Here is a 16,624-nt window from a genome sequence, read left to right as displayed (position 1 = left end):
GTGCCTGGAACGCCAGTCGTGCAGTCGCTGACGAGGTACCAAGCTGCTATAGGCCCCAAGGGTCTTCAAAATGCTGATCCCGTAGCGCAGCAGTTGTTAAGTCAGCACTGAACGCTATGGTAGAGTGGCGCACTTTTTCGAGGGGATTGTCACTGTGTGGGAACTGGTCAAATCCGGCGGCTGGATGATGCTGCCGATCATTCTGAGCTCTGTTGCCGCGCTGGGCATTATTGTCGAGCGCCTGTGGACCCTGCGTGCCAGCCGTGTCACGCCGCCTCATCTGTTGGGTCAGGTGTGGGTCTGGATCAAAGACAAGCAGCTCGACAAGGAAAAACTCAAACAACTACGAGCCGACTCCCCGCTGGGTGAAATCCTGGCCGCCGGTCTGGCCAACTCCCGGCATGGCCGCGAAATCATGAAAGAGTGCATTGAAGAGGCCGCCGCAAGGGTCATTCATGAGCTGGAGCGCTACCTCAACGCCTTGGGCACCATTGCTGCGATGGCCCCTCTGTTAGGATTGCTGGGCACTGTGCTGGGCATGATCGATATTTTCAGCTCGTTTATGGGTTCTGGCATGACGGCTAACGCGGCCGTGCTCGCAGGGGGTATTTCCAAAGCGCTGATTACCACCGCCGCCGGTTTGATGGTGGGTATTCCTGCGGTGTTCTTCCACCGTTTCCTGCAGCGCCGGGTTGATGAACTGGTGGTAGGCATGGAGCAGGAAGCGATCAAACTGGTCGAAGTGGTGCAGGGCGACCGTGAAGTCGACATGGCCGGGAGCAGCGCGTGAAGTTTCGCCGCAAACCACGAGAAACAGTGGATATCAACCTCGCGTCGTTGATCGACGTGGTGTTTATCTTGCTGCTGTTCTTTGTCGTGACCACCACCTTTACCCGTGAAACCCAGTTGCGCGTGGATTTGCCGGAGGCTGTCAGCGGTACTCCTGAACAGGAACCGAACAGCAAGCAACTTGATGTCGCCATCAGCGCTGACGGTGTGTTCTCGGTGAACAACCAATTATTGCCGAAAAACGACCTGGCGAGCCTGATCGAAGCGCTGCAAAAGGAGTCTGGAGGCGATACCAGCCTGCCCCTGTCGATCAGTGCTGATGGTAAAACCCAGCATCAAGCGGTCATTACGGCCATGGACGCCGCAGGTAAGTTGGGCTTCAGCCACCTGCGCATGACCACTGTCGAGGCGCAGACGACCCCCTGATGGCCATGTCCGATCGTTTGCTGCGCGCCTGGTATGCCGGGCACCCTTTGCTCAAGTTGTTGAGCCCTCTTGAATGCTTGTACCGCCGTGTGGTCGAGCGTAAACGTGCACGTTTCGTGGCGGGCGAGGGCGATATCTATCGTGCGCCGGTGCCGTTGATCGTAGTGGGCAATATCACTGTGGGCGGTACGGGCAAAACGCCTCTGATCCTCTGGCTGATCGAACATTGCCAGCGTCACGGTTTGAAAGTAGGTGTGGTGAGTCGCGGCTATGGTGCCAAACCGCCGCACCTGCCTTGGCGTGTGCAGGCTGAGCACAGTGCCGCCGTTGCGGGCGATGAACCCCTGTTGATTGTGCAGCGTACTGGCGTGCCGTTGATGATCGACCCGGATCGCAGTCGCGCCGTCAAAGCCTTGCTGGACAGCGAGCCGCTGGACTTGATTCTGTCTGACGACGGTTTGCAGCATTACCGGCTGGCTCGGGATCTGGAGCTGGTATTGATCGATAACGCCAGAGGCCTGGGCAATGGCCGTTGCCTGCCAGCCGGCCCGTTGCGCGAGCCAGCAGAACGCTTGAGCAGCGTCGATGGGGTGTTGTACAACGGCGCAGCCAATGATCCGCCGGGCGGGTTTGCCTTCCAGTTGAAGCCCACGGCACTGATTAATCTGGTCAGCGGCGAGCGTCAGGCGTTGGATTATTTTGCGCCGGAACAGGCGTTGCACGCCGTGGCCGGGATCGGTAATCCGCAGCGTTTCTTCACTACCCTTGAAGCGCTACACTGGCGGCCAATAGCCCATGCTTTCGCAGACCATGCGCCTTACAGTGCCGAGGTCTTGAATTTCAAACCGTCATTACCCGTGGTGATGACGGAAAAGGATGCGGTGAAGTGCCGCGACTTTGCGTCCCCCGACTGGTGGTACCTCGCGGTGGACGCTGTGCCGTCCCAGGCCTTTGTCCTGTGGTTTGACCAACAGTTGTCGCGGCTTTTACCTAATCATCTTTAACCCTAACTCATTCTTTTCAGGGGAACCCTATGGACACCAAACTGCTCGATATTCTCGCTTGCCCAGTTTGCAAAGGCCCGCTCAAGCTCAGCGCCGATAAAACCGAACTGATCAGCAAAGGGGCTGGCCTGGCTTTCCCGATTCGCGATGGCATTCCGGTGATGCTGGAAAGCGAAGCCCGTACCCTCGACACCGACGAGCGTCTGGATAAATGATCCCGGTTTTTACCGTCGTTATTCCGTCGCGCTTTGCGTCGACCCGTTTACCTGGCAAGCCGCTGCAAATGATTGCGGGCAAACCGATGGTTCAGCATGTCTGGGAACAAGCCTGTAAAAGCAGTGCTCAACAGGTGGTGGTTGCCACTGACGATCAGCGCATTGTCGACGCCTGCAAGGCGTTCGGGGCGCACGTGGTTCTGACCCGTGCAGACCATGAGTCTGGTACTGACCGTCTGGCAGAGGTCGCTACTCAACTTGGGCTGGCCAGCGACGCTATCGTGGTCAATGTCCAGGGCGACGAGCCGATGATTCCGCCGCAGGTGATCGATCAAGTCGCAGCCAACCTGGCCGCTCATCCTGAAGCCCGCATGGCGACACTGGCTGAGCCGATTGAAGACGCTCAAACCCTGTTCAATCCGAATGTGGTCAAGGTGGTCAGTGACATCAATGGGTTGGCACTGACGTTCAGTCGGGCAACCTTGCCGTGGGCGCGTGATGATTTTGCACTGCACCCCGATACGTTGCCGCAGGGTGTGCCTTATCGTCGTCATATCGGCATTTATGCCTACCGCGCCGGGTTCCTGCATGACTTCGTAAGCTGGGGCCCTTGCTGGCTCGAAAACACCGAGCGGCTGGAGCAATTGCGCGCGCTCTGGCATGGCGTGCGCATTCACGTGGCCGATGTGGTTGAAGCACCGCCCGCCGGTGTCGATACCCCGGAAGACCTTGAGCGCGTTCGACGTTTGCTGGAGGCTCGATGATTGGGTTGAAGGGGCGTCTATGAGTTTGCAGTTGCAGGTCAATGCATCGCTCAAACCGTTCAACAGTTTCGGTGTGGACGTGCGCGCCAGCCTGTTTGCCGAAGCCCACAGTGATGACGATGTGCGCGAGGCCTTGCAGTGCTCGGCGCAGCGCAATTTGCCGCTATTGGTTATTGGCGGCGGCAGTAACTTGCTGTTGACGGCCGATGTGCCCGCTCTGGTGGTGCGCATGGCGACCCGTGGGATTCGTCAGGTCGAAGCCGATGGTGAGCGTGTCGTGATTGAGGCCGAAGCAGGCGAGGTGTGGCACTCTTTTGTACTTTGGACGCTCGAACAGGGGCTGAGCGGGCTGGAAAACCTTAGTTTGATTCCCGGTACCGTAGGCGCTGCACCGATGCAAAATATCGGCGCGTATGGCGTTGAGATCAAAGATGTCTTTGCAGGGCTGACCGCGCTCGACCGTCAAACCGGCGAGTTGCGTGATTTCACTCTGGAGGACTGCAACTTTGGCTACCGTGACAGCGTGTTTAAACAGCAGGCAGGGCGCTGGCTGATTCTGCGGGTGAGGTTTGCCTTGAGCCGAGCCCCACGCTTGCGTCTGGAATACGGCCCTGTTCGCCAGCGTCTGAGCGAGCAAGGCATAGATCAGCCGACGGCCACCGATGTGAGCCGTGCCATCAGTAGCATTCGCAGTGAAAAACTGCCTGACCCGGCGGTGCTGGGCAATGCCGGCAGCTTCTTTAAGAACCCGGTGGTGTCTGCTGCCTTGGCCGCTGAATTGAAGTTGGCGCACCCTGGCGTAATTGGTTATCCGCAAGCCGATGGCCGAGTGAAGCTGGCGGCGGGCTGGTTAATCGAAGCGGCAGGCTGGAAGGGCTTCCGGGAGAACGATGCCGGGGTGCACCGTTTGCAATCCCTGGTGCTGGTCAACTATGGCTCGGCCACCGGCTTGCAGTTGCTGGCGCTGGCGCAGCGTATTCAGGCCGACATCGAACAGCGCTTCGCGGTGCAGCTCGAGATGGAGCCTAACCTGTATTAATGGAGCCAGCCTGACGCATGTACGCATGCGCAGGCTTTTCGGTCTGGATCATCAATGAAGTCACTTCCTGCTGTGTCGCTGGTTCTCTGTCTGGCGACGTTAACCGGGTGCATGACTGCCCCGCCTAAAGACCAAGGCAATCTCTGTTCGATCTATCGCCAGTATCCGGCCTGGTACAAGGATTCGGTGGCGATGGAGAGCAAGTGGGGAACCCCGCCCCATATCGCTATGGCAATCATGAAGCAGGAAAGCAGCTTTGTGGCCGATGCACTTCCGCCCCGTGCTTACCTTTTGTGGGTGATTCCGTGGGGCAGGGTCAGCCCTTCCTACGGTTACGCGCAGGCTCAGCCGCCCGCCTGGAGCGATTTTGAACGAAGCATGGGCAGTAGTGGCTCGCGCGATGACTTTGGTGACGCCATCATGTTTATCGGGTGGTACGTGGCGGGCACCCAGCAACAATTGGGCATTTCCAAGTGGGATGCCTATAACCAGTATCTGGCGTACCACGAAGGGCGGGGCGGTTTTAGCCGTAATACCTATCGGGCAAAACCCTGGTTGATGCAGGTGGCGCGTAAAGTCGATCAGCAGGCTAAAACCTACGGCGCGCAGCTCAATCAATGCCGTGGTGAGCTGGAACGTGAACGTCGCTCCTTTTGGTTCTTTTAGAGCCTGAAACACGGCGCATAAAAAAGCCCCGCCAGTTCAGAACTGGCGGGGCTTTTTAGTGGCCTTCAGAATCAGGCGAGGGGTTTAGGCTCGTGCTCTGCTTCCGGGGCTACGGTTTCGCTGGCAGCTTGAGCGGCGGCAGCAGCAGCTGCGGCCTCACGCTTGCGGCGACGCACTTCGCGTGGATCGTTAGGAGCACGACCGTTGCTTGGCTGAGTGCTGACAACCGGTGCGGCCACTACCACTTCAATCACTTCGGTCGTTACTACCGTTTCAGCCGGAGCTGTTACAGCGGTCTCGATCACAGTGGCTTCAGTGACAACAACTTCAGCGGCAACGGGTGCAACTGGAGTCGGAGCCGGTGCGGTTTCTACGGCGGCAGGCTCGGCAATTGGCTCGCGAACGACGCGTGCTTCCTTGACGTGCTCAGGCGCTTTTTCGAAGACTGGCTTTTCGGCGGCCGGCGTTTCTGCGCGTGGCGCTTCTACTGCCGGCGCTTCGATGGCGGCTTCGATCACTGGTTCTGGCGCAGCAACCGGGGTCTCGATGGCTGGGGCAGGCTCAGCAGTGGCCTTGATTTCAGGTTCTGCTGATACCTGTGCGGCCACTTCAACTTCAGGTGCCTTGACAGCTTCGATTGCTGTTACTGCTTCAACCACAGGCGCTTCGACAGTCGGAGCTTCAGCGGCTGGCGCTTGAACCGAAGGTGTCTCAACCACTGGCGCTTCTACCGCAGGGGACTCAACGATCGGCGCTGGAACAATGGCAACGGCAGTCGTTTGAGCTTCTGCTGCCACAACGGTCTGGGCCAGGGCCGAGTCGTGAGAGGCTTGGTTGGCGCGTTCAGCTTGCTGGTGAGCCTGGGCTTCAGCGGGTGCGCTGATGACCGAGCTGGCAACGGCCTCAGTGACAGCCAGACCGGCAGCCAGTTCAGTGGTGGTTGCTGCAGCGTTTTCGCCGTTGGATTCTTCGCTGTGCTCTTCCGAACCTTCAATCACGTTGCCATTGGCATCGCGTTGACGCTCGCGACGGTTGCTGCGACGACGCTGACCGCGTGAGCGACGACGTGGGCGATCGCCTTCGGCGTTCTCCTGCGAATCGTCCTGGGTGTTTGCTTCGCTGGACAGTACCTCTTCGTCTTCAGCAGCGGCAGCCGGCTTGACTTCGCGTGGTGCACGTTCTTCGCGCGGAGCACGTGGTTGACGTTCTTCACGCGGGGCACGGGCTGGGCGTTCTTCTTCGGTGGCCGCTACTGCTGGCGCAACGACAGGAGCAGCGTCCAGAGGCTCGCGCAGTTCGCGAACACGCTCTTCACGGGCTTCGCCACGTGGTTTGCGGTCTTCACGAGGAGCGCGCGGTGCACGTTCTTCACGCGGTGCGCGCGGTGCGCGTTCTTCGCGAGGAGCGCTTACAACCGGCGTTTCTTCCCGCGGCTCGCGCACTTCACGAGGAGCGCGTTCTTCACGTGGGGCACGTTCTTCGCGCGGTGCACGTTCTTCACGAGGCTTGCGCTCTTCGTCGCGGCGACCATTACGATTACGGCTTTGCTGACGGCCATTGCGACGCTCTTCGTTGCGTGCAGGGCGCTCAGGGGTGGCTGGTTTTTCAGCAACAGCAGGTGCGGCCGGCTCTTCTTTAGAGGCGAACAGGCTGACCAGCGACTTCACAAGGCCTTTGAACAGGCTTGGTTCGGCGATGCTGGCAGTTGGAGCCGATGCCGGGGTTGCAGTGGCCGGGCTTGCTTCAGTCGGAACCGGAGCCGTGGCGCGCGGCGGAGCTGTCTTGACGGCGGCTTCCTGGCGAACGAGGGTGCGGGTCGCAGCGGCAGGTTGAACTTCTTCAACTTCGGCAGCAGCGGCAGCAATTTCGTAGCTGGACTGGTTGGTGTTGGCTTCCGGGCTGTCATCACGCAGACGCTGAACTTCGAAGTGCGGCGTTTCGAGGTGATCGTTCGGCAGGATGATGATGCGGGCACGGGTGCGCAGTTCGATCTTGGTGATCGAGTTGCGTTTTTCGTTCAGCAGGAATGCCGCCACCGGGATCGGCACCTGAGCGCGTACTTCAGCAGTGCGGTCTTTCAGGGCTTCTTCTTCGATCAGGCGCAGGATAGCCAGCGACAGCGACTCAACGTCACGGATGATGCCGGTGCCATTGCAGCGTGGGCAAACGATGCCGCTGCTTTCACCCAGCGATGGGCGCAGGCGCTGACGGGACATTTCCAGCAGGCCAAAGCGCGAGATACGGCCCACTTGTACGCGGGCACGGTCTGCTTCCAGGCATTCGCGGACTTTTTCTTCCACTGCGCGCTGGTTTTTGGCGGGTGTCATGTCGATGAAGTCGATGACGATCAGGCCGCCGATGTCGCGCAGGCGCAACTGACGGGCGATTTCTTCGGCGGCTTCAAGGTTGGTTTGCAGTGCGGTTTCTTCGATATCGCTGCCTTTAGTGGCGCGCGCCGAGTTGATGTCGATGGACACCAGGGCCTCGGTCGGGTCGATAACGATGGAGCCGCCGGAAGGCAGTTCAACAACGCGCTGGAAGGCGGTCTCGATCTGGCTTTCGATCTGGAAACGATTGAACAGCGGAACGCTGTCTTCGTAGAGTTTGATTTTGCTGGCGTACTGCGGCATTACCTGGCGGATGAAGGTCAGGGCTTCGTCCTGAGCTTCAACGCTGTCGATCAGCACTTCGCCGATGTCCTGGCGCAGGTAATCGCGAATGGCGCGGATGATCACGTTGCTTTCTTGATAAATCAGGAATGGCGCGGAACGATCCAGCGAAGCTTCTTTAATGGCGGTCCAGAGTTGCAGCAGGTAGTCGAGGTCCCACTGCATTTCTTCGCTGCTGCGGCCAAGGCCGGCAGTGCGCACGATCAGGCCCATGTCGGCAGGGGCGATCAGGCCATTGAGGGCTTCACGCAGTTCATTGCGCTCTTCGCCTTCAATACGGCGGGAGATGCCACCGGCACGCGGGTTGTTAGGCATCAGAACCAGGTAACGGCCAGCGAGGCTGATGAAGGTGGTCAGGGCTGCGCCCTTGTTGCCACGTTCTTCTTTCTCGACTTGCACGATGACTTCCTGGCCTTCGCTCAGGACGTCCTTGATGTTGACGCGACCTTCAGGTGCTTTCTTGAAGTACTCGCGGGAGATTTCTTTGAGGGGCAGGAAGCCGTGGCGCTCAGAGCCGAAATCGACAAAGGCAGCCTCAAGGCTTGGTTCAATGCGAGTAATACGGCCTTTGTAAATATTGGCTTTCTTCTGCTCGCGTGCACCCGACTCGATGTCCAGGTCGTAGAGGCGTTGGCCATCTACCAGTGCAACGCGCAACTCTTCAGGTTGAGTTGCGTTAATCAGCATTCTTTTCATGTTGTACCGTCGGTTTCCGGGCTACCGGAAACGGCGTTCGGCACACACGACTTCTCACGGTCGGTGTCAGGTGCGTCAGGAGTAGTTGGCCACTCCAGTGTCCAGCGAGGTTCGACCAATGGGGGCGAAGTCGCGACTTACGCTTCCTGCTTGCTGTGGTGACTTAAGTTAAGCACTCAGTCAGGAGGAGGAATCAACCAGCGGCTGTGGACGAGATGAAGCGTCTTGAAAAAGCCTAGTGCTACACAGTCCGACGGTTGTGCATCTCCACCCTACACGTATCCCTGATAATTCGGGTGCTGCCGCGCGCAGAATCCGCAGCGGGTTGGCATTTACCGTGTTCTCCAAAAGGGGAGTTCACGCATCATGGCTAATAAAGGCGAAGTTTCCGAAGCATTCGCTCGCATTACCCGCAGCTGACTGCACTTTGTGAACTGGCCGTGAATATCGGCGTAAAAGGCGAGTTTGCACTCTGCTTTCCAGGCTCGCTTCAGGCCTCATGTCACCTGCGCTTGTTACAACTCCAAGTGGTGCGTATGCAGCAAAAGCCCCGTAGGACGGCCTCGCGTCCTGATCAAGAGCGTTGGTCAGGGTCGGTGATTCACCGTTAATCCGCTGTCCAGGCCGCTTTTGGCGGCGTTCGCGACTATAGCAGCAATGATTAAGTGCTTCAATTCCATAAAAAATTGTTATCATTCGCGCCATGACGACCACGACCCCCCCGACCCCCAGCGTTCAGCTGCTTGAGGTCTCGCCGGAATATGCCGGCCAACGCATCGACAACTTTTTACTTGCACGGCTCAAGGGTGTTCCCAAGACCTTGATTTACCGCATTTTGCGTAAAGGCGAAGTGCGTGTGAACAAGGGGCGGATCAAGCCCGAGTACAAGCTGCAGGCGGGCGATATCGTGCGCGTTCCGCCGGTCCGCGTGCCTGAGCGCGATGAGCCTGTGCCCCTTGCTCAAGGGTTGTTGCAGCGCCTCGAAGCCGCCATTGTCTATGAAGACAAAGCGCTGATTGTGCTCAACAAGCCTGCCGGCATTGCGGTGCATGGCGGCAGCGGCCTGACCTTTGGTGTCATTGAAGCCTTTCGTCAGTTGCGCCCCGACGCTAAAGAACTTGAGTTGGTGCATCGCCTGGATCGCGACACGTCCGGCCTGTTGATGATTGCCAAAAAGCGCAGCATGTTGCGTCACTTGCATGCCGCGTTGCGCGGTGATGGTGTCGACAAGCGCTACATGGCTTTGGTGCGTGGTAACTGGGCGACGTCCATCAAGCAAGTGCGCGCACCCTTGATGAAAAGCAATCTGCGTTCAGGCGAGCGTATGGTTGAAGTCAATGAAGAGGGCAAGGAGTCGGTCACCGTATTTAAGGTGCTGCGCCGCTTTGGTGATTTCGCCACCATGATCGAGGCCAAGCCGATTACCGGTCGTACTCACCAAATTCGCGTGCACACCTTGCACGCCGGGCATTGCATTGCCGGTGATACCAAGTACGGCGACGAAGATTTCTCCAAAGAAATTCGCGATTTGGGTGGCAAGCGTCTGTTCTTGCACGCCTATATGCTGACCGTGCCGCTGCCCGAAGGTGGTGAGTTGAAATTGCAGGCTCCCGTAGATGAAATGTGGGCTAAAACCGTGGAGCGTTTGCTGAGTGCAGAATGACTACGCGCTGCTGATCTTCGACTGGGACGGGACGCTGGCTGACTCTATCGGGCGAATTGTCACTGCCATGCAGATGGCGGCGCAGCGTGCGGGTCAACCAGAGCGTGATGATGAGGCGGTGAAGGGGATTATTGGCCTGGGGTTGCCCGAGGCTATCTTGACCCTTTATCCCGATATGACGCCTGAGCAGGTTGTTTCATTTCGCCAGCATTACGCAGATGTCTATATCGCTATGGATGCCCAGCCTTCACCACTCTTTGCGGGTGTGAAGGAGTCGCTGGAGGCCTTCCGGGCTGCGGGCTATCGTCTGGCTGTCGCTACGGGCAAGGCCAGGCGTGGTCTTGATCGGGTGCTCAAGGCCAATGGCTGGGAAGATTTCTTTGATATCACCCGTGCAGCCGACGAGTCGGCCAGCAAGCCTGATCCTTTGATGCTGAACCAGATTCTTGCCCATTGCGATGTTCGCCCCGGGCAAGCCTTGATGGTGGGGGATGCGTCCTTTGATTTGCTGATGGCACGTAATGCAGGCATTGATTCTGTTGCGGTGGGCTATGGTGCTCAGTCGATGCAAAGTCTGATGGCTTATGAGCCGCGATTGGCCATTGAGCGTTTTACCGAGTTGCGTACCTGGCTGGATCGCCAGGTTAATTAAAGTCTTTGCAGGGGTAGAGCATGGTTGATCAATGGAAAGCGCCTTCCGAGGCAGAGCCGACTGTCGGTGATGACAAGAGCTGGAAGCTTCTGGAAAAAACCTTGTTGGCGGGTATTCAGGAGCAGCGCCGTTCGCGTCGCTGGGGTATTTTTTTCAAGCTGCTGACCTTTTTCTACCTGATTGCCATGTTGTTTTTGTTCACGCCTTTGTTGGATATGGAACGCAGCGTAACCAGCAGTTCGGGTTATACCGCGCTGATTGATGTGCGTGGCGTCATAGCTGATAAAGAGCTGGCCAGTGCCGACAATCTGGTGACCAGCCTGCGCGCTGCGTTCGAAGATCCAAAGGTCAAGGGTGTGATTCTGCGCATCAACAGCCCGGGCGGCAGTCCTGTTCAGTCGGGTTATGTCTACGATGAAATTCGTCGTCTGCGTGGCTTGAACCCGAATATCAAGGTGTATGCGGTCATTTCCGATCTGGGGGCTTCAGGGGCTTATTACATTGCCAGCGCGGCTGATGAGATCTATGCGGACAAGGCCAGTCTGGTCGGTTCGATAGGTGTGACCGCGGCGGGCTTTGGTTTCGTGGGCGCGATGGAGAAGCTGGGTATTCAGCGCCGTGCTTATACCTCGGGCGACCATAAGGCCTTTCTTGATCCGTTCGAGCCTGAAAAGCCGGATGAGACCAAGTTCTGGCAGGGTGTGCTGAACATCACTCACGAGCAGTTCATTGCCAGCGTGAAGCAGGGTCGAGGCGATCGACTAAAGGATAAGGATCATCCTGAGCTGTTTTCTGGTTTGGTCTGGACAGGTCAGCAGGCCCTGCCACTGGGGTTGATTGATGGGTTGGGCAATGCCAGCTCGGTTGCGCGTGATGTGATTGGCGAAAAAGAGCTGGTGGACTTTACCGTGCAGGAGTCGGCGTTTGATCGCTTCTCCAAAAAACTCGGTACCAGTGTGGCTGAGCAATTGGCAATGTGGATGGGTTTTCAAGGACCTACGTTGCGCTGATTGGCAGTGATGCTCACAAAAAACGGCCTTCGGGCCGTTTTTTTGTGGGGGCGGTTTGCATCTCAAGCGCGGAAATGACGTAGCAGTTGACGAGTAACGCGAGGCTACGTTCGACGATGCAATCGTCGCAACCTCTGTCAGTGCGGTGTGTCTGGTTTGCCGGGTCGAAAGGTTTAGCGACGGCTTTGCCGTCGAACGCAGCCTCGCGTTACTCGACAGCTGCTACGCAATTCGCGTTTCCCTATGGGGTTGCGTTAGGGGATAGCTACGCCTTCTGCTATCAACATGTCAACAAGGCGGATCAGCGGCAGGCCGACCAGGCTGGTGGCGTCCTCGCCTTCTGTGCGCTGAAACAGGCTGACGCCCAGACCTTCTGCCTTGAAGCTGCCTGCACAGTCGTACGGCTCCTCGGCGAGCAGATAACGCTCTATCTGCTCTGGGGTGAGCTTGCGCATGTGAACCGTAAAGGGGATGCAGTCGGTCTGATAATGGCCTGTCTGGCTATTTAGCAGGGTGAGGCCGGTCAGGAAGCTGACACTGGCCCCGCTGGCGTTCAGCAGTTGCTGGCGTGCCTTGTCGAAGGTATGCGGCTTGCCGATGATTTGCCCGTCCAGCACGGCGACCTGATCAGAACCGATGATCAGGTGTTTGGGGTGGCTGCTGGTCAGTGCTTGCGCCTTTTCCAAAGACAGGCGTTTGACCAGGTCGATGGCTGATTCGCCGGTTTGATGGCTCTCGTTGATGTCTGGTGAGCTGCAAGTAAAGGGTAAGCGCAGGCGAGACAATAAATCGCGGCGATAAACCGAGCTTGAAGCGAGTAATAAAGGTAGCATGCGCGACTCCTGTGGGTTGCTGACGATTCTAATGGTCGTACGCGATGTCGCACAGGCACAATTTCCTTTGACACGTGAAGGGGTCCTCCCTAGAATGCTGCGCCTATGTTGAATGACCCGATTCCACCTCACGTTGACCCGCGCAAATTGGCTGATCGTGGCACTACCCTTCAAGGTGAAGTGTTGCTGGCTGATTTGGAGAGACTCTGCGACCCGCTTTCCGACGATGTCGGTGCGGTCCAGGCTAAATTTGTTTTTGAGCGCGACGAGCGAAGATCTGTGGTCATACACAGCTCCATCGACGTCGAGGTCAAGATGGTTTGCCAGCGTTGTCTTGAGCTGGTCACCCTGCCGATCCACAGCGAGTGCAGTTATGCTGTGGTGAAAGAGGGTGCGAATACCCAGTCGTTACCGAAAGGTTATGACGTGCTGGAACTGGGCGAAGATCCATTGGATCTGCATGCACTGATCGAGGAGGAGCTTTTGCTCGCCTTGCCCATTGTGCCTGCTCATCATCCGGAAGAATGCCAGCAGCCGGCGGGTCTCGATGAGCCCGAGCCAGGCGAGGACGAGGTAACGCGGTCCAACCCGTTCAGTGTATTGGCGCAGTTAAAGCGTGACCCAAACGTTTAGGAGTTAATCAATTATGGCTGTTCAGCAGAACAAAAAATCCCGCTCTGCCCGTGACATGCGTCGTTCGCACGATGCTCTTTCGGCTAGCACTCTGTCTGTAGAAAAAACCACCGGTGAAATTCACCTGCGTCACCACGTATCGCCAGAAGGCGTATACCGTGGTCGTAAAGTGATCGACAAGGGCGCTGACGAGTAATCACTTGTCTGTCCAGGTCATCGCGATCGACGCAATGGGCGGGGACTTCGGTCCCCGCAGCATTGTTCAGGCATGTATTGCTTGCCTGTCTGCTACTCCCTCGTTACACCTGACCCTCGTCGGTCAACCTTCCGAACTTGAATCCTTGATTTCCAGCTATTCGGCTGTTGATCGCTCGCGCCTGACAATTACCCCTGCTTCAGAAATCATTGCCATGAATGAGCGGCCTTCGCATGCATTGCGCAGCAAGCCGGACTCTTCTATGCGTGTAGCGCTGCAATTGCTGCGTGACGGTAAAGTTCAAGCCTGTGTAAGCTCCGGCAACACCGGCGCGCTGATGGCGTTGTCGCGGCATGTGCTGAAAACCTTGCCGGGCATTGATCGTCCGGCCATGGTGGCGGCGATCCCTACGCAAACTGGCTACTGTCAATTGCTGGACTTGGGCGCCAATGTTGATTGCAGTGCGCAGCAGCTGTTTCAATTTGCGGTGATGGGTTCGGTGGCTGCTCAGGCGTTGGGTGTTCTTCGTCCGCGGGTTGTCTTGCTTAATATAGGCACCGAGGACGTCAAGGGTAATCAACAGGTCAAGGAGGCGGCGGCTTTGTTGCAGGCGGCTGCAGGGTTGCATTACATCGGCTTTGTTGAAGGCGATGGGGTGTACCGGGGTGAAGCGGACGTGGTGGTGTGCGATGGGTTTGTCGGCAATATTTTGCTCAAATCCAGCGAAGGCCTGGCGACCATGATTTCGAGCCGGATTGAGGCTGAGTTCAAGCGCACGTTGTTCGGACGCTTTGTAGGTGTATTGGCGATGCCGCTGATGCGTCGTTTGCAGGCTGAACTGGCGCCTGCCCGGCACAATGGGGCGAGCTTTCTCGGGTTGCAGGGCATTGTGATCAAGAGTCACGGTTCGGCAGGTGCTCAGGGCTTTCAAAGTGCGATAGAGCGCGCACTGATTGAAATCCATGAAGACCTGCCAAAGCGTTTGTATGGGCGCCTTGAAGGGTTGTTGCCATAGGCGTTTTACCTGCCGGGCGCTTAAATGTGACTGCCCGGTCAAATCAGCCATCCAACTGTCAGTTTCTTGCGTCCGCCAAGGCGAGACGTCAATTCTCCGACGACAAGATCATTAGGGGCTTGTTACATGTCTACATCCCTCGCATTCGTCTTTCCAGGGCAGGGTTCGCAGTCCCTCGGCATGTTGGCCGAGTTGGGCGCGGAGCACTCGCTGGTTCTGGACACCTTTAAAGAAGCGTCTGATGCTCTGGGTTACGACCTGTGGGCGTTGACTCAAAACGGTCCAGCTGAAGAACTGAACCGAACGGATATTACCCAGCCTGCCATTCTGACCGCCTCGATTGCCTTGTGGCGTCTGTGGCTGGCAGAGGGTGGCAAACGTCCTGATTTCGTTGCGGGCCATAGCCTGGGCGAATATAGCGCGTTGGTGGCTGCCGACTGCTTGAGCCTGGCCCAGGCCGTCAAACTGGTGGAGCGTCGCGGTCAGCTGATGCAAGAAGCTGTTCCGGCCGGTCAAGGCGCCATGGCTGCCATTCTGGGCCTGGATGATGATGTCGTCCTGCAAGCCTGTGCGGATGCCGCTCAAGGTGAAGTAGTGAGCGCGGTTAACTTCAACTCCCCGGGCCAGGTCGTCATTGCGGGGGCCAAGGCTGCTGTTGAGCGGGCCATGGCGCTGTGCAAGGAGGCGGGTGCCAAGCGTGCCTTGCCACTGCCGGTGAGCGTGCCTTCGCACTGCGAGCTGATGCGTCCCGCTGCCGAGCGTTTTGCCGAGTCCATCGAAGCGATCGACTGGAAAATGCCGAGCATTTCGCTGGTGCAGAATGTCAGTGCAGCCGTTGCCGCTGATCTGCCAACGCTCAAGCGCGATTTGCTTGAGCAGCTGTATAAGCCTGTGCGCTGGGTTGAATCGGTTAAGGCGCTGGCAGTCAATGGCCCTGTTGATCTGGTTGAATGCGGCCCGGGCAAAGTCCTGGTGGGCATCAGCAAGCGTTGCGCTGAAGGCGTGACGACACACAACTTGAATACACCCGAAGCATTCGCCGCTGCGCGTCTGGCACTGGTCTGAAGAATTAGGAGAAGCCTGCATGAGCTTGCAAGGTAAAGTTGCATTGGTAACGGGCGCTAGCCGTGGCATTGGCCAGGCAATCGCATTGGAGTTGGGTCGTCAGGGCGCCATTGTCATTGGCACTGCGACTTCGGCTTCAGGTGCTGAGCGTATCGCTGCCACACTGAAAGAAAATGGTGTTCAAGGCACCGGTATGGAACTCAATGTCACCAGCGATGAATCCGTTGCCGCGGTGTTGGCGAGCATTCAAGCACAGTTCGGTGCGCCGGCGATTCTGGTCAATAATGCCGGTATCACCCGCGATAACCTTATGATGCGCATGAAAGATGACGAATGGCATGACGTTATCGATACCAACCTGAACAGTCTGTTCCGCCTGTCCAAGGGCGTTTTGCGCGGTATGACCAAAGCCCGTTGGGGACGAATTATCAGTATTGGCTCTGTAGTGGGTGCCATGGGCAACGCAGGCCAAGTAAACTACGCCGCCGCCAAGGCAGGTCTGGAAGGTTTCAGCCGCGCGCTGGCACGTGAAGTGGGCTCGCGCTCGATCACTGTCAACTCGGTTGCTCCCGGTTTTATCGACACCGATATGACCCGTGAGCTGCCAGAAGCTCAGCGTGAAGCCTTGCAAACACAGATTCCGCTGGGGCGTTTGGGGCAGGCTCAAGAGATCGCCAGTGTGGTCGCTTTCCTTGCTTCAGACGGTGCAGCGTACGTGACAGGAGCTACAATTCCAGTCAACGGCGGGATGTACATGAGTTAAATGTGACGGCCTGTTTGAAAAAAATGTCATACGTGCTGTCCAAAATCCGTTATAAAGCTGCAATCTTTTTATAGGCGGCGGGTCATTGCGGTGTGAGTGCAAAGCTTTCAGTTGAAAAACTGAAAAGTCTTTCGATACACTTGCCCACTGGCCAGCTGCCTGAATTTGTCCATTAGGAGTGAAAACAAGGTATGAGCACCATCGAAGAACGCGTCAAGAAAATCGTAGCCGAGCAACTGGGCGTTAAAGAAGAAGAAGTTGTTAACTCGGCTTCCTTCGTTGAAGACCTGGGTGCCGACTCCCTTGACACCGTTGAGCTTGTGATGGCTCTGGAAGAGGAATTCGAGACTGAAATTCCTGACGAAGAAGCTGAAAAGATCACTACTGTACAAGCAGCTATCGATTACGTTACTAGCCACCAGGCGTAATAGTTTGTAATCGCTGTTTGCTGTCATGGAAAAACCGCACTGCCGCTCTGGCGTGCGGTTTTTTCTTTAGGTGTGATGCAAAGTGTCGTCAATAGAAT

Annotated in this window: 18 protein-coding genes; 16 read left to right on the top strand and 2 right to left on the bottom strand. The window is 57.2% G+C overall.

From position 1 onward, the window contains the following. Positions 1-154 precede the first annotated feature (154 nt). Genes FJD38_RS03345 through FJD38_RS03315 form a run of 7 tightly spaced genes read left to right on the top strand, consistent with a single transcriptional unit; the run spans position 155 to position 4,903 of the window. Positions 155-790, top strand: coding sequence for a MotA/TolQ/ExbB proton channel family protein (locus tag FJD38_RS03345; protein ID WP_122784066.1), 636 nt, complete (start codon positions 155-157; stop codon positions 788-790). Beyond that, positions 787-1,215 (top strand): ExbD/TolR family protein, encoded by a 429-nt coding sequence (locus FJD38_RS03340; protein WP_122783939.1) that lies wholly within the window; start codon positions 787-789, stop codon positions 1,213-1,215. Before FJD38_RS03345 ends, FJD38_RS03340 begins: the two co-directional genes overlap by 4 nt. Next, positions 1,215-2,219, top strand: coding sequence for a tetraacyldisaccharide 4'-kinase (gene lpxK, locus FJD38_RS03335; protein ID WP_122783940.1), 1,005 nt, complete (start codon positions 1,215-1,217; stop codon positions 2,217-2,219). Before FJD38_RS03340 ends, lpxK begins: the two co-directional genes overlap by 1 nt. Positions 2,220-2,248: 29 nt before the next feature. Beyond that, entirely contained in the window at positions 2,249-2,434 is a 186-nt protein-coding gene (locus FJD38_RS03330) for a Trm112 family protein (RefSeq protein WP_122783941.1), read from the top strand. Beyond that, positions 2,431-3,198: a 3-deoxy-manno-octulosonate cytidylyltransferase gene (kdsB, locus tag FJD38_RS03325; protein WP_122783942.1), complete on the top strand. Its 768-nt coding sequence runs from the start codon at positions 2,431-2,433 to the stop codon at positions 3,196-3,198. Before FJD38_RS03330 ends, kdsB begins: the two co-directional genes overlap by 4 nt. 19 nt (positions 3,199-3,217) lie before the next feature. After that, positions 3,218-4,237, top strand: a complete 1,020-nt coding sequence (murB, locus tag FJD38_RS03320) for a UDP-N-acetylmuramate dehydrogenase (RefSeq protein ID WP_146383908.1) — start codon at positions 3,218-3,220, stop codon at positions 4,235-4,237. A 54-nt stretch (positions 4,238-4,291) separates the two neighbouring features. After that, the gene (locus tag FJD38_RS03315; RefSeq protein WP_208727488.1) at positions 4,292-4,903 is read left to right on the top strand and encodes a transglycosylase SLT domain-containing protein; all 612 of its coding nucleotides are present in this window, start codon (positions 4,292-4,294) and stop codon (positions 4,901-4,903) included. Between the two features lie 71 nt (positions 4,904-4,974). Here FJD38_RS03315 and rne read toward each other — a convergent pair whose 3' ends face one another. After that, positions 4,975-8,259: a ribonuclease E gene (gene rne, locus FJD38_RS03310; protein ID WP_146383907.1), complete on the bottom strand. Its 3,285-nt coding sequence runs from the start codon at positions 8,257-8,259 to the stop codon at positions 4,975-4,977. Between the two features lie 712 nt (positions 8,260-8,971). On the opposite strand from rne, the gene rluC reads away from it, so the two are divergent. From rluC to FJD38_RS03290, 3 genes are read left to right on the top strand one after another with little or no spacing between them, the layout of a single operon-like run. Next, entirely contained in the window at positions 8,972-9,931 is a 960-nt protein-coding gene (rluC, locus tag FJD38_RS03300) for a 23S rRNA pseudouridine(955/2504/2580) synthase RluC (RefSeq protein ID WP_122783945.1), read from the top strand. Then, positions 9,921-10,583: an HAD-IA family hydrolase gene (locus FJD38_RS03295; RefSeq protein ID WP_146383906.1), complete on the top strand. Its 663-nt coding sequence runs from the start codon at positions 9,921-9,923 to the stop codon at positions 10,581-10,583. The genes rluC and FJD38_RS03295 overlap by 11 nt, the downstream gene beginning before the upstream one ends. 20 nt (positions 10,584-10,603) lie before the next feature. Next, the gene (locus FJD38_RS03290; protein ID WP_122783947.1) at positions 10,604-11,593 is read left to right on the top strand and encodes a S49 family peptidase; all 990 of its coding nucleotides are present in this window, start codon (positions 10,604-10,606) and stop codon (positions 11,591-11,593) included. A gap of 254 nt (positions 11,594-11,847) precedes the next feature. On the opposite strand, the gene FJD38_RS03285 is transcribed toward FJD38_RS03290, so the two are convergent. After that, positions 11,848-12,426: a Maf family protein gene (locus FJD38_RS03285; protein WP_146383905.1), complete on the bottom strand. Its 579-nt coding sequence runs from the start codon at positions 12,424-12,426 to the stop codon at positions 11,848-11,850. A gap of 105 nt (positions 12,427-12,531) precedes the next feature. On the opposite strand from FJD38_RS03285, the gene FJD38_RS03280 reads away from it, so the two are divergent. The 6 genes from FJD38_RS03280 (at position 12,532) to acpP (ending at position 16,526) form a co-directional block, all read left to right on the top strand. Beyond that, positions 12,532-13,059, top strand: coding sequence for a YceD family protein (locus tag FJD38_RS03280; protein WP_122783949.1), 528 nt, complete (start codon positions 12,532-12,534; stop codon positions 13,057-13,059). Between the two features lie 13 nt (positions 13,060-13,072). Continuing rightward, positions 13,073-13,255 carry a 50S ribosomal protein L32 gene (gene rpmF / locus FJD38_RS03275; RefSeq protein WP_003442519.1) on the top strand — a complete coding sequence of 61 codons (183 nt, stop codon included), beginning with the start codon at positions 13,073-13,075 and terminating at the stop codon, positions 13,253-13,255. A 4-nt stretch (positions 13,256-13,259) separates the two neighbouring features. Further along, a complete protein-coding gene (gene plsX, locus FJD38_RS03270) occupies positions 13,260-14,270 on the top strand; it encodes a phosphate acyltransferase PlsX (RefSeq protein ID WP_146383904.1) in 1,011 nt (336 codons plus the stop codon). Between the two features lie 126 nt (positions 14,271-14,396). Beyond that, positions 14,397-15,335 carry an ACP S-malonyltransferase gene (gene fabD / locus FJD38_RS03265; RefSeq protein WP_146383903.1) on the top strand — a complete coding sequence of 313 codons (939 nt, stop codon included), beginning with the start codon at positions 14,397-14,399 and terminating at the stop codon, positions 15,333-15,335. Between the two features lie 19 nt (positions 15,336-15,354). Continuing rightward, on the top strand, positions 15,355-16,098 hold the full coding sequence (fabG, locus tag FJD38_RS03260; RefSeq protein ID WP_122783952.1) for a 3-oxoacyl-ACP reductase FabG: 744 nt from the start codon (positions 15,355-15,357) through the stop codon (positions 16,096-16,098). A gap of 191 nt (positions 16,099-16,289) precedes the next feature. Next, complete coding sequence (gene acpP, locus FJD38_RS03255) at positions 16,290-16,526, top strand: acyl carrier protein (protein ID WP_122783953.1); 237 nt, start codon at positions 16,290-16,292, stop codon at positions 16,524-16,526. Positions 16,527-16,624: the final 98 nt, after the last annotated feature.

This window comes from Pseudomonas saxonica (assembly GCF_007858365.1).
Classification (GTDB): Bacteria; Pseudomonadota; Gammaproteobacteria; order Pseudomonadales; family Pseudomonadaceae; genus Aquipseudomonas; species Aquipseudomonas saxonica.
This window is presented reverse-complemented; position numbering and strand designations above follow the sequence as displayed.

What these genes read in the sequence shown, in the direction of transcription:
- lpxK (WP_122783940.1), top strand. Translation starts at nt 1,215, where the DNA reads ATGGCCATGTCCGATCGTTTGCTGCGCGCCTGGTATGCCGGGCACCCT.
- FJD38_RS03330 (WP_122783941.1), top strand. Translation starts at nt 2,249, where the DNA reads ATGGACACCAAACTGCTCGATATTCTCGCTTGCCCAGTTTGCAAAGGC.
- kdsB (WP_122783942.1), top strand. Translation starts at nt 2,431, where the DNA reads ATGATCCCGGTTTTTACCGTCGTTATTCCGTCGCGCTTTGCGTCGACC.
- murB (WP_146383908.1), top strand. Translation starts at nt 3,218, where the DNA reads ATGAGTTTGCAGTTGCAGGTCAATGCATCGCTCAAACCGTTCAACAGT.
- FJD38_RS03315 (WP_208727488.1), top strand. Translation starts at nt 4,292, where the DNA reads ATGAAGTCACTTCCTGCTGTGTCGCTGGTTCTCTGTCTGGCGACGTTA.
- rne (WP_146383907.1), bottom strand. Translation starts at nt 8,259, where the DNA reads ATGCTGATTAACGCAACTCAACCTGAAGAGTTGCGCGTTGCACTGGTA.
- rluC (WP_122783945.1), top strand. Translation starts at nt 8,972, where the DNA reads ATGACGACCACGACCCCCCCGACCCCCAGCGTTCAGCTGCTTGAGGTC.
- FJD38_RS03290 (WP_122783947.1), top strand. Translation starts at nt 10,604, where the DNA reads ATGGTTGATCAATGGAAAGCGCCTTCCGAGGCAGAGCCGACTGTCGGT.
- FJD38_RS03285 (WP_146383905.1), bottom strand. Translation starts at nt 12,426, where the DNA reads ATGCTACCTTTATTACTCGCTTCAAGCTCGGTTTATCGCCGCGATTTA.
- FJD38_RS03280 (WP_122783949.1), top strand. Translation starts at nt 12,532, where the DNA reads ATGTTGAATGACCCGATTCCACCTCACGTTGACCCGCGCAAATTGGCT.
- rpmF (WP_003442519.1), top strand. Translation starts at nt 13,073, where the DNA reads ATGGCTGTTCAGCAGAACAAAAAATCCCGCTCTGCCCGTGACATGCGT.
- fabD (WP_146383903.1), top strand. Translation starts at nt 14,397, where the DNA reads ATGTCTACATCCCTCGCATTCGTCTTTCCAGGGCAGGGTTCGCAGTCC.
- fabG (WP_122783952.1), top strand. Translation starts at nt 15,355, where the DNA reads ATGAGCTTGCAAGGTAAAGTTGCATTGGTAACGGGCGCTAGCCGTGGC.
- acpP (WP_122783953.1), top strand. Translation starts at nt 16,290, where the DNA reads ATGAGCACCATCGAAGAACGCGTCAAGAAAATCGTAGCCGAGCAACTG.